We start from the raw sequence: 12,572 nt of genomic DNA on the forward strand, positions 1-12,572 counted from the left end.
CACAGTTTGATATGGTGCGGTTAGGCATTGGCTTATATGGCATTGATTCAGCCGTGCCGGCAACTGATAGCGCATTACAGCCCATTACCAGTTTAAAAACAAGCATATCCCAGGTAAAAAAAATAGCGGCCCGTGATACTATAGGGTATGGCCGCAATGGAGTAATGGTAAAGGATGGCAGGATAGCCACCGTGCGCATTGGCTATGCCGATGGTTATTTGCGTGCCTTTGGCAATGGGGTAGGTAAAATGATAGTTAATGGGGTAGTGGTTCCAACAATTGGCAATATATCAATGGATATGTGTATGATAGATGTAAGTACGGTTGAGGTTAAGGAAGGGGATGAAGTGATTTTATTTAACGAACAGCATAGAATTGAAGAGCTTGCAACTCAAATAGGTACTATTCCGTATGAAATATTAACTAATATTTCGCAACGCGTAAAAAGGGTGTATTTTTACGAGTAGATACTGTAGATCATGAAAAACTTAGCCAGGGCTCTGTTAAATTATTTTTTTAAAGGTTTAATTGTGGTTGTGCCAGTAGGCGCTGCGGCTTTTTTAATATTCTGGGCAGTTTCAAGTGTTGATGCAGCATTAAATTTAAGTGATATTTTATGGACAACCAAAAATGGTAAACCCATGTATATCCCTGGCCTGGGCATATTAAATGTTCTTTTAATTATTATGATAGCGGGTATATTGGTAACCAATGTAGTAACCGACCCCATAAAGCGCTGGTTTAAGCGCTGGGTAAATCGCCTGCCTTTTTTTAATTTTTTATATTCATCTATAAAAGACCTTACCGAAGCATTTGTTGGTGATGAGAAAAAGTTTAGTGAGGCTGTTATTGTTGAGGTTAATGAATTTGGTTTAAAAAAGATAGGTTTTCTTGTTCAAAAAGATCTGTCTAAACTAAATTTACCCGGCGAGGTGGCGGTATATTTCCCGTATTCGTATTCATTTGCAGGGCAGGTGGTTATTATAGCTGCCGATAAGGTGAAACCTATTGATAAAAACGCGGCAGATATGATGAAGTTTGTAATATCAGGCGGTGTAAGCGGGCTTGATTAATTCATCAGAATTTAATTTCCTCTTCTGTTAATTAGCGTTAATTAACAGAAGAGGAAATGTTAGCTTCATGCCCCATGAATTACAGGAATAGTAAACCGAAAGGTTGTCCCCAAACCAACATTACTTTCTACATCAACTTTACCACCGTGCTGAACCACAAAATCGTTTACCAATAACAGGCCAAGACCACTGCCAGGCTCATTATTTGTTCCAAATACAGAATTGTTATTAACCTGCTTAAACAATGTTTCGCGTATTTCATTGCTCATCCCTATACCAGAATCTTTAACAAATATGGTGGCCATATGCTCGTCAAACCCGGCATCAATTATAACTTCGCCACCCTGTGGGGTATATTTTATAGCATTAGTAACCAGGTTTTGGATAATTGATCGTAACATTAGTGAATCAACATTAACATAAATGTTCTTCTGTATTTTGTTTTGAAGTTTAATTTCCTTTTGAATTGCATTTACCTTTAATAATTCCAGTGATTCTTCAACCCCATCAATTAAATGGACTTTTTCAGGATTAAAGCTTGCTTTTTGACTTTGTTTTTTAGCCCAGTCAATTATTTCGTTAAGTTGATCAAGTAGTTTATTAGACGTTCGATGGATAATATGCGAAAGTTGCTTAATTTGATTGGGGCTAAGTTTTTCAGGATCCTCATTCAACTTTCCAGATGAAGCAAGTAACGCGGTAAGGGGGTTGCGCAGATCATGAGAGACTACTGAAAGGAATTTGTCTTTTGATAAGTTAAGTGCCTTTAATTCACTATTAAGACTTTGCAGCGCCAGGGTACGTTCTAAAACCCTTTCTTCCAGATCACGATTTAGCTCCATCAGGTCTTTATTAATAATTTGCAGTTTTTCTTCCTGTTTTCTTAAAAGCCTGTTCTTTTTATGCAACTCAGCAAAAACGGCTACTTTAGACCGCAATATCTCGGGATTAAATGGTTTGCGAATAAAATCAACAGCACCTGCTTTATATCCTTTAAACATAGCAGCCTCTTCATAATCATGCGCAGTGATAAAAATGATAGGGATATGCTTTAGTTTATCCCGCTGATAAATTAATTCGGCGGTTTCATAGCCGTCCATTGTAGGCATTTTTACATCAAGTAAAATCAATGAAAAATCTTCTTCCTTTAAAAGAATCCTTAAGGCTTCGCGCCCGGAGGTAGCTCTGAAAAAAACATATCCCTCCCTTTCCAATGCAACCTCCATTGATAACAAATTGTTATCATTATCATCAACTAAAAGTATCCTGATGGTTAAATCGACGGTAGATTTCCTTTTTATATTGTTGTTTATTTGATCAGCCATACCCGCATTAATGATAATAATTGGTCTGTTTTAACTGGTTTAGTAATATAATCAGATGCTCCTGACGCGATACATTTTTGCCGGTCGCCAATCATGGCCTTTGCGGTTACAGCTATAATTGGCAAGGTTTTATTACGTGGTTCTTTACGTATAATTTGTATGGTTTCATAACCATCCATCTCAGGCATCATAATATCCATTAATACAATATCTATCTTTTTATTATTGTTCAATATTTCCAATGCTTCTCTTCCGCTTTCTGCAGTAATCACTTCAATATTAGACCGTTCAAAAACTGCTGTAAGGGCAAAGAGGTTACGTACGTCATCATCAACAACCAATACCTTTTTTCCGTCAAGTACATCGGTTCTATTATGTATCTCATCAATTAATTTTAATTTGCTTTCATTAATGTATTTTTTATCTATGTGTAATAAAATTAATATTTCTTCAAGCAGAGATATATGAGATGTTGGTGTTTTACCAATAATTTTATGGTTAAGCCGTTTTAAATGTATTAACTCATCTTGCGTAAAGTCACGTGCCGAATGCAAAATAATTGTGGTTTGCTGCTGTTTTACCAAGTTAATTTTGTTCAACAATTCAAGCCCATTAGCATCAGGTAACGTAAAATCAACTATAATACAATCAAAGACCTCTTTTTTCAAAACAGAGATGCCTTTTTTAGCAGTAGTTGCTGCAAAAACCTCTATATTATCATTTGATATAAGTTCTGAGAGCCTTTGTAATTCATTTTCATTATCTTCAATAATCAGCACTCGTTTTTTAGCATGTTCATGAAAACTCACTATCCCACTGATCAGATCATCGAGAGACGAGTTAGATAAAGGTTTTAAACTAAATGTTTTAGCGCCAAATTTTAGGGCCATGATCTTATTATCTTCCCCGGATATTACATGCACAGGTATATGGCGCAAACTAATATCGGTTTTTAATAATTTAAGAATCTTCCATCCGTTTGATTCAGGCATATTAACATCCAGTGTAATTGCAACCGGATTGTATTTTAATATACTGTCAAAAATCTCCAGGTAACTAATAGCAACAACTACTTTCAGGTTAAAATCATGGGCTTTGTCTATTAATATTTTAGTAAAGCGCAGGTCATCTTCAATAACCAATAGTACCTGTTCTTCTGCTAAAATGTTATGCCTGTCATCATCTATAACCAACTCTGCTGTATCTATCAAACTGGCACGTAAATGTGGAACAGGATAGTTTTCTTTCACTTTAACAGGGGTAACTTTATCTTCCTTATACTTTAAAGGAAGGAATAAAGTAAATACACTGCCTTTGCCTAATTCGCTACCTACTGTAATTGTTCCACCCAATAATTCGGCAAAACCCTTGCTAATAGAAAGCCCAAGGCCTGTGCCGCCATATTTACGACTGGTTGAACCTTCTGCCTGTTGGAAAGCTTCGAATATTATGCCTTGTGTATTTTGGGAAATACCAATGCCCGAATCTTCAATAGAAAATGCGATAACTGAATCCAATTCTGATAAAGGATTTTCATCATTTGCGCCCGGTCTGTAAATATGTAATTTAACACTACCTTTTTCGGTAAATTTAAAAGCATTTGATAACAGGTTTTTAAGAATTTGATTTAAACGCTGCATATCAGTTTCCATCAATTCCGGTAATCCTTCCTGTAGTTCGATCTCGAATTTTAAGTTTTTAGCTTCTGATATCGGTTTAAAGGTTGATTCAGTAAATGAGATAATCTCTTTAAAGCTAACCGGCATTACATCCGCGGCAATAACACCAGACTCGATCTTAGAAAGGTCAAGGATATCATTAATCAATTGGATCAGGTCATCGCCGCAAGAATGTATGGTTTTTGCAAACATTCTTTGTTTCTCGGTTAAGTTGCCCTCCGGATTTTCAAAAAGTTGCTGGGCAAGTATTAGCAAGCTATTAAGTGGTGTGCGCAACTCGTGCGACATATTAGCCAGGAACTCTGATTTGTATTTCGATGTAAGGGTTAGCTGTTCTGCTTTTTCTTCCAATGACCGGCCTTTATCATGCAGCTCATCATTGGCACGCCTTAACTCTTCTTGTTGCGCCGATAACTCGCCGGCCAATGATTGTGATTGGGATAACAATTCTTCTGTACGGGTATTAGTTTCAATATTATTTAATACGATACCAATACTTTCTGTCAGCTGATCCAAAAAGTCAATATGTGTATCACTAAAGTTTTCAAACGATGCGAGTTCAATAACCGCTTTTACGTTATTTTCAAATAGTACAGGTAAAATTACCAGGTCAATTGGGGCGGCATTTCCAATACCTGAACTGATCTTCAAGTATTCATTGGGCACATTAGCCAATCTTATACGCTCTTTATCTATAGCGCACTGGCCAACCAGCCCTTCGCTAAGCGAAAACTCCTGGTCAATAAGTTTTCGGCTTTTTTGGGCATATCCTGCAAACAGTCTAAGTTTTGGTTCATCTCCGGATTCCGGTTGTTCCAAAATATAGAATGCCCCATAACGTGCATTAACCAACTCCGCTAACTCTGACAGTACTTTATTGGCAACCGCGTTACGGTCACGTTGTCCCTGAAGCATCTGGGCAAATTTTGCAAGGTTGGATTTAAGCCAATCTTGTTCATGGTTACGCAACGTAGTGCCTTTAAGGTTGGCAATCATTTGGTTAATGGTATCCTTCAAAGCTTCCAGCTCACCTTTGGCTTCCACGCGTATAGTACGGGTTAAGTCGCCCTTTGTTACTGCAGATGCAACTTCTGATATGGAACGCACCTGAACGGTTAAATTTTGTGCTAACTGATTAACGTTTTCCGTTAAATCCTTCCAGGTTCCGGATGCGCCGGGCACACTTGCCTGGCCGCCTAAACGTCCTTGTACACCCACCTCACGTGCCACTGTGGTTACCTCATCAGCAAATACCGCGAGTGTATCAATCATCTCGTTAATCGTATCAGTTAATTGTGCCACCTCGCCTAAAGCGTTAATGGATAAACGCTGTTTTAAATTTCCTTTGGCAATACCGGTAGCCACTTTGGCAATACCACGTATTTGCCCGGTCAGGTTTGATGCCATCTGGTTCACCGAATCCGTTAAATCTTTCCAGGTACCACCAACACCTTTTACATGCGCCTGTCCGCCAAGCTTACCTTCTGTACCCACCTCACGTGCCACACGTGTTACTTCGGATGCGAACGAGTTTAGCTGATCCACCATTGTATTAATGGTATTCTTCAGGTCCATGATTTCGCCCTTTACGTCGATAATTACCGTCTTGGAAAGATCACCGCTTGCTACCGCTTTGGTTACTTCGGCAATATTACGTACCTGGGATGTTAAGTTACTCGACATTTGATTTACCGAATCTGTTAAATCTTTCCATGTACCTGCAACACCCGGTACAAATGCCTGGCCCCCCAGGTTACCATCCGTACCCACCTCACGCGCAACACGTGTTACTTCTGATGCAAAGCCACGCAACTGATCAACCATCGTGTTAATGGTTTCCTTTAACTGGAGGATCTCTCCACGTACGTCTACAGTAATTTTTTTAGATAAGTCGCCATTTGCTATCGCGATAGATACATCTGCAATATTTCTTAATTGGGCGGTAAGGTTACCGGCCATTTTATTTACCGAGTCTGTTAAATCCTTCCAGGTACCATCAACCCCTGGTACATTGGCCTGTCCGCCTAACTGGCCTTCTGAACCAACTTCACGTGCTACACGGGTTACTTCGGATGCGAAACCACGCAACTGATCCACCATGGTGTTGATCGTATCTTTCAGCTCCAATAATTCACCCTTGGCATTTACAGTGATCTTTCGCGAAAGGTCACCCTTCGCTACTGCTGTAGTTACCTCGGCAATGTTACGTACCTGTGAAGTAAGGTTATCAGCCATTTTATTTACCGAGTCTGTTAAATCCTTCCAGGTACCACCAACACCGGGCACGTTGGCCTGGCCACCTAATTGCCCCTCTGAACCCACCTCACGAGCCACACGGGTTACTTCCGATCCGAATGAGTTGAGCTGATCCACCATTGTATTGATCGTGATCTTTAGCTCCAGCATCTCGCCTTGTACGTCAACCGTTATTTTCTTGGATAAATCACCTTTGGCTACCGCTGTAGTTACCTCGGCAATATTTCGCACCTGGCCGGTTAAGTTACCCGCCATTTGGTTTACCGAGTCTGTTAAATCTTTCCAGGTACCACCTACACCCGGTACGTTGGCCTGTCCGCCTAATTGGCCCTCTGATCCTACCTCACGCGCAACACGGGTCACTTCGAAAGAGAAGGAGTTTAATTGGTCCACCATTGTATTAATCGTATTCTTTAACTCCAATAACTCGCCTTTAGCATCCACCGTAATTTTTCGGGATAAATCTCCTTTAGCTACCGCGGTTGTTACCCAGGCAATATTACGCACCTGGTCAGTAAGGTTACTTCCCATCTGGTTTACAGAATCTGTAAGGTCCTTCCAAACCCCGCCAACACCTTTTACTCTTGCTTGCCCGCCCAGTTTACCTTCTGTACCCACCTCGAGCGCCACACGCGTTACTTCGGACGCGAACGAGTTGAGCTGATCCACCATGGTATTAATGGTTTTCTTAAGCTCCAGCATTTCTCCTTTTACGTCTACCGTAATCTTTTTAGAAAGGTCACCATTAGCTACCGCCGTTGTTACCCCCGCTATATTACGTACCTGCGAAGTTAAATTGCCTGCCATACGGTTTACAGAATCTGTTAAGTCTTTCCAGGTTCCTGCTACTCCAGGCACCTTGGCCTGCCCTCCCAGCTTACCCTCGGTACCTACTTCAAGCGCCACCCGCGTTACTTCGGATGAGAATGAGTTGAGCTGATCCACCATGGTATTGATGGTATTTTTTAACTCAAGGATTTCGCCTTTGGCCTCAACCGTAATTTTTCTTGAAAGGTCACCTTTTGCTACCGCCGTTGTTACTGCTGCCACATTTCGCACCTGGGCGGTAAGGTTACCTGCCATTTGATTTACAGAGTCGGTAAGTTCGGCCCAAACACCGGCTACACCTTTAATTTTTGCCTGTTCACCTAATTTACCTTCCGAACCTACTTGCCTTGCAACCCGTGTTACTTCCATAGAAAATAACTGAAGCTTGGAAAGCATCTGGTTAGATTCTTTTGCAATTCGCAAAAATTCACCTTTTAAAGCGTGGCCATTTATTTCTAAAGGTATATGTTTTGATAGATCTCCATTTGCTACCGAATTGATCATACCAGCAATTTCAAGGGTAGGAGAGGTGAGGTCCGAAATCAGGTTATTCAACGAAGTTACACCGCCGGCCCATTCGCCTTTGGCATCAGGCAATTCAATTCTTTTAGATAAATTTCCCTTTTTTCCAATGGTTATTTCAGCCGACGAAATTTCGGCTACCAGGCGCTCGTTCATTTCAATAATATCATTCAGCACCTCGCATATCCGGCCATTTATGCCGGCTTGCTTAACGGGCATCCTGACACTAAGCTTTCCATTTTTAACTAAAGAAAGCACTTTTAGTAACTCCTTCACATCAAGTGAGTCGTTCGCAACGCCATTAGCATTAACAGGCGAATCGTTAATGGGGATTTCAAGAAAATTCTGCTCCATAAGGTAAAGATATTTATATCATAAAATAAGTTAGTAACGTTTGATAAACAACTTTTTAACGGTTAAACAATGCCAAATGTTATTTAAATAATGTCAAATGTTAAGTGTAAAATGTAAATGTGTTTACCTTAACACATGAAATTAATTACTTATAATGACTCAAATTTTGTTTATTAATATGTTCAATATATCTATAAGTCTGAAAAATGAACAGAAAAATAATACATTAACACGCAGTACTAAAATTGGTTTAAAAAAAAATTAATATTTAAGTTAAGCAAACTGGTAAACTACTTTTAGCCTGTTAAATTGCTTGATATAAAAAGTTTTATTTAAGCTTAATACAAGTGCTTTGCCAAGAATTAGGATACTTATACGAATTATTTTATAGTATAGAATTAAAATATTAATTTAAAAGAAATGACGCTTATTTTAAAATATTTTTTAGGATTATTACTAAAAATAAGGGTGCAAATGAAAAAAACTCAGCCCATTATTTAATTTGGCCGATAAAAGCAGGATGGAAATAAAATAAGTTGAATAAGTCATCAATAAAAAAATCGCAAGTATGCACTTGCGATTTTTTTATTGTGCTCCCGACGAGATTCGAACTCATATCGATGGTACCGGAAACCATAATTCTATCCATTGAACTACGGGAGCAATATGCGGCAAATATATAAAATTGATTTAACCCTTTCAATTGCATCTTCCGGTTTATCTCGCAGGAATGATCTGTGATTCTTTTTCTTTCTTATGATCGGTAAAATATTGCCGTGCGCGTTTTAAGCCGGTAGCAATAGCTATGCTATCGTCGGCACCGTTTTTTAATACTTAATTTGCTATTTCTACCGCTTTTTCCCGCAGCTTTTTTGGCTGATTTTATACGATGGCGGGTAGTATCTATTATACCAGGGCATAGTGTTTCGTTTTAGTTGTATTACAATTTAAAAAATACAAGGTTTGTAAAATGTTTTTCGATCTCAATCGTCTACGTTAATATAATGAAGAAAAGAATCTTATCAATCGTACTGCTTTGGCTATTTGTCGACGTCTATTTTTTTACCGTAATAAATACTTTAACAGCTAACACGTTCGCACATTGGGCCTATTGGCTGGTTGATGTTTCAATTGTAACAGGTGTTATATTTGCCATTTTTGGCCGTAGCCGCGACGATTCGCCTAAAGTAATATCGTGGTTAATGGCGCTTATGTTGCTATCCTTTGTGCCTAAACTGGTGGCAACACCTGTATTATTGTTAGAAGATGTTACCCGATTGTTCCGCGGTTTTCCCCCGCGAAGCGTTTGGGTGAGCCAGTTTGCGCTGATTATTGCAGCTATTCCATTTTTTGGATTATTATTTGGGTTGACACGCGGGCGGCATCATTACCGGGTACACCGCGAAACGCTGTATTTTCCTGATCTGCCCGAAGCATTTGATGGGTTTACCTTAACCCAATTATCAGACATTCATGCCGGAAGCTTTACCAGCCATAAAGGGGTAAATAAAGGTATTGATATGGTTAATGCGCAACACAGCGACGTGATACTGTTTACCGGAGATTTGGTGAATAATAAAGCAACCGAAATGGATCCCTGGAAAGAAAGCTTTGCAAGATTATCTGCACCGATGGGTAAATATTCTGTATTGGGTAATCATGATTACGGTGATTATATAAAATGGGCCGGTAAGGACGAAAAACAAGCTAACCTCGACCGCTTAAAAAAAGTTCACCAGGAAATTGGTTTCCGGTTACTGTTGGATGAAGCTATAGCGATAGAAAAAGATGAACAATCGATAACCCTTATTGGTGTTGAAAATTGGGGTAAGGGTGGTTTTCATAAATACGGCGACCTGGTAAAGGCTACGGAAAAGATTGACGACAGGCAATTTAAAATATTAATGAGCCATGACCCATCACACTGGGAAGCAAAAACTCTTAACCATTTAAAGCATATTGATTTAACGCTAGCTGGACACACACACGGTATGCAGTTCGGGATAGAAATATTTGGCTTTAAGTGGAGCCCTATCAAATATGTTTACAAACAATGGGCGGGCCTTTATAAAAAGAAAAACAAGTACCTGTATGTTAACCGCGGCTTTGGCTTTTTGGGGCTGAAAGGCAGGGTAGGTATCTGGCCGGAGATAACGGTGATTACGTTGAGGAAAGGATAAAATAGAGTCAGGAAACAAGAGACAAGAATCAAGATGATATTGTCTAAGCCATCTTGATTCTTGTCTCTTGACTCTTGTTTCTAATTATACGTTAAACCTGAAGTGCATTACATCGCCGTCTTCAACAATATAGGTCTTACCTTCTATACCCAGTTTACCTGCTTCTTTAATGGCCGCTTCCGATCCGTTGTATTTTACAAAATCAGCATACTTAATAACCTCGGCACGTATAAACCCCTTTTCAAAATCTGTATGGATAACACCAGCTGCCTGCGGGGCGGTAAAGCCCTGTGTGATGGTCCAGGCGCGTACTTCCTGTACGCCTGCGGTAAAGTAGGTAGCCAGGCTAAGCAGCTTGTAAGCGGCTTTAATTAGTTTATTTACGCCCGATTCGGTAAGACCCATGTCATTCAAAAACATTTCACGCTCTTCGAACGATTCCAGCTCGGCAATTTCTGCTTCTATCTGTGCCGATATTACTAATACACCAGCGTTCTCATCCTTCACAGCTTCTTTTACCTTGTCAACGTAAGCGTTGCCTGTATTAACAGATGCTTCATCTACATTACAAACATATAGCACCGGTTTGGCGGTTAACAGCCATAGGTCGGCAATGTATTCTTTATCTTCCTCGGCAACAGGGGCAGTACGTGCTGATTTACCTTTTAGCAAATGCTCTTTATATACGGTAAGCACATCAAAGGTTTTTTTAGCCTCTTTGTCGCCACCCGTTTTGGCCATTTTTTCTACTTTCTGTATTTTTTTCTCGATGCTGTCAAGATCCTTTAACTGCAGTTCGGTATCAATAATTTCTTTATCGCGTATAGGGTCAACAGAGCCATCAACATGTATAACATTGTCATTATCAAAACAACGCAGCACATGCAAAATAGCGTTGGTCGAACGTATGTTACCTAAAAACTGGTTACCCAAACCTTCGCCTTTGCTGGCACCTTTAACCAGCCCGGCTATATCAACAATCTCAATAGTATTTGGCACAATAGCCTTCGGATTCACTATTTCCGTCAATTTTACCAGCCGCTCATCAGGCACAGTAATTACACCCACATTTGGCTCAATGGTACAAAACGGAAAGTTAGCCGCCTGCGCCTTAGCATTTGATAAGCAATTAAAAAGAGTTGATTTCCCCACATTCGGCAAACCTACTATACCACATTGTAAAGCCATGTTTTGTATTTAAAAAAGTCCATAGTCGATAGTCCATAGACCATAGTTTAGCGGCTTATTCGCTATCGACCATGGTCGATGGACTATCGACAAATTTTGCGCAAAGATAACAGAAAATACTACCTTATAATTTGAAAAAATAAACGACTTGTTGGGTAAATAAGGTTCAAATATCAGGAGGCTTCAATGGAGCAATAATATAAATTTGTGTTTGTCTGTACTTGTAAATAATTGGGTAACTATTGTTTAGGTTTAAATAGTTTATAACTTTAGATAAATTAAACCTTAAACAATGGAAACAAATGAAATTAATGAGCCGCATATCCCCTCGGTGCCCATCGGCCTTTTACTGTTAGAAGACGCGCAATATTATCTGCATGAATCGGGTAAATGGGCCAGATTTTTAGGGATTATGGGCTTTATAGGTTCGGGGTTTTTACTATTATTCGGAGTCTTTTTTAGTTCGGCATTTTCACTGTTTTCTCACTTTCGCTCCATGCCTTATCATTATGGCCCAACGCCCCATCCTATAATGAGGTTCCCCATGTTTTTGGGTGGATTTATGGGATTCATTTATGCCGGGATAGCTATTCTCTGTTTTTTTATAGCACTTAATTTATACCAGTTTGGAAGCACCATAAAACATGCAATTGAATATAAAAACTCTGCACAGGTAAGTATTGCATTGGGCAAACTAAACACATTCTTAAAAATAAAAGGCGTTGTAGTGATTTGTGTTTTAGCTCTTTACGCTTTAATAATAATTGGAGTTATAATAGCCACTATAATGCTGCGTAGTTAAAAAAAACACTCATAAAAAAAAGACCTGCCAATTGGCAGGTCTTTTTGGTTTATAATAAGTTTAGTTTGAGTTAGCGATTATAAATTATCAAATGAAAAATCGTCATCTGCTGTTGCTTTAGCTGCTTCGGGAGACTCGCTAAATTCATAACGTTTTTCAATAACTTCTTGGTTCTCTTTGATGTAATCAATGGTTCCGTTTAGTCCTTCAAGAAACTTTTCAAAATCTTCTTTATATCAAAATATTTTGTGTTTAATAAAAACTCCGTCTTCCAGCCTTTTTTTGCTTTCTGTAATAGTAACGTAGTAATCGTTTGACCGTGTTGCCTTTACATCAAAAAAATAAGTCCGTTTACCTGCTCTTAC

General features: G+C 39.2%; 7 protein-coding genes, 1 tRNA gene and 1 pseudogene. 4 read left to right on the plus strand and 5 right to left on the minus strand.

Translation table 11 applies throughout. The features are described 5' to 3' along the window. A partial coding sequence (locus tag JWP71_RS00820) for an alanine racemase C-terminal domain-containing protein (protein WP_299496010.1) occupies nt 1-467 on the plus strand: 467 nt, incomplete at its 5' end. Nucleotides 468-479: 12 nt separating this feature from the next. Then, nucleotides 480-1,073: a DUF502 domain-containing protein gene (locus tag JWP71_RS00825; RefSeq protein ID WP_299496012.1), complete on the plus strand. Its 594-nt coding sequence runs from the start codon at nt 480-482 to the stop codon at nt 1,071-1,073. Nucleotides 1,074-1,138: 65 nt separating this feature from the next. On the opposite strand, the gene JWP71_RS00830 is transcribed toward JWP71_RS00825, so the two are convergent. The 3 genes from JWP71_RS00830 to JWP71_RS00840 form a co-directional block, all read right to left on the minus strand. After that, nucleotides 1,139-2,398 (minus strand): hybrid sensor histidine kinase/response regulator, encoded by a 1,260-nt coding sequence (locus JWP71_RS00830; RefSeq protein WP_299496016.1) that lies wholly within the window; start codon nt 2,396-2,398, stop codon nt 1,139-1,141. Then, nucleotides 2,383-8,037: a HAMP domain-containing protein gene (locus JWP71_RS00835; protein ID WP_299496019.1), complete on the minus strand. Its 5,655-nt coding sequence runs from the start codon at nt 8,035-8,037 to the stop codon at nt 2,383-2,385. Before JWP71_RS00835 ends, JWP71_RS00830 begins: the two co-directional genes overlap by 16 nt. 591 nt (nt 8,038-8,628) lie before the next feature. Continuing rightward, nucleotides 8,629-8,700 (minus strand) — tRNA-Arg (locus tag JWP71_RS00840). Nucleotides 8,701-9,041: 341 nt separating this feature from the next. Here JWP71_RS00840 and JWP71_RS00845 point away from each other — a divergent pair. Beyond that, a complete protein-coding gene (locus JWP71_RS00845; protein ID WP_299496021.1) occupies nt 9,042-10,217 on the plus strand; it encodes a metallophosphoesterase in 1,176 nt (391 codons plus the stop codon). An 84-nt stretch (nt 10,218-10,301) separates the two neighbouring features. On the opposite strand, the gene ychF is transcribed toward JWP71_RS00845, so the two are convergent. Continuing rightward, complete coding sequence (ychF, locus tag JWP71_RS00850; RefSeq protein ID WP_299496023.1) at nt 10,302-11,405, minus strand: redox-regulated ATPase YchF; 1,104 nt, start codon at nt 11,403-11,405, stop codon at nt 10,302-10,304. A 292-nt stretch (nt 11,406-11,697) separates the two neighbouring features. On the opposite strand from ychF, the gene JWP71_RS00855 reads away from it, so the two are divergent. Next, nucleotides 11,698-12,207 carry a DUF5362 family protein gene (locus tag JWP71_RS00855; protein ID WP_299496024.1) on the plus strand — a complete coding sequence of 170 codons (510 nt, stop codon included), beginning with the start codon at nt 11,698-11,700 and terminating at the stop codon, nt 12,205-12,207. A gap of 77 nt (nt 12,208-12,284) precedes the next feature. Here the strand turns inward: JWP71_RS00855 and JWP71_RS00860 are convergent. Next, nucleotides 12,285-12,572 (minus strand): annotated as a pseudogene (locus JWP71_RS00860) (DUF3276 family protein); the annotation flags it as partial.

The organism is Mucilaginibacter sp. (genome assembly GCF_028287845.1).
Lineage (GTDB): Bacteria > Bacteroidota > Bacteroidia > Sphingobacteriales > Sphingobacteriaceae > Mucilaginibacter.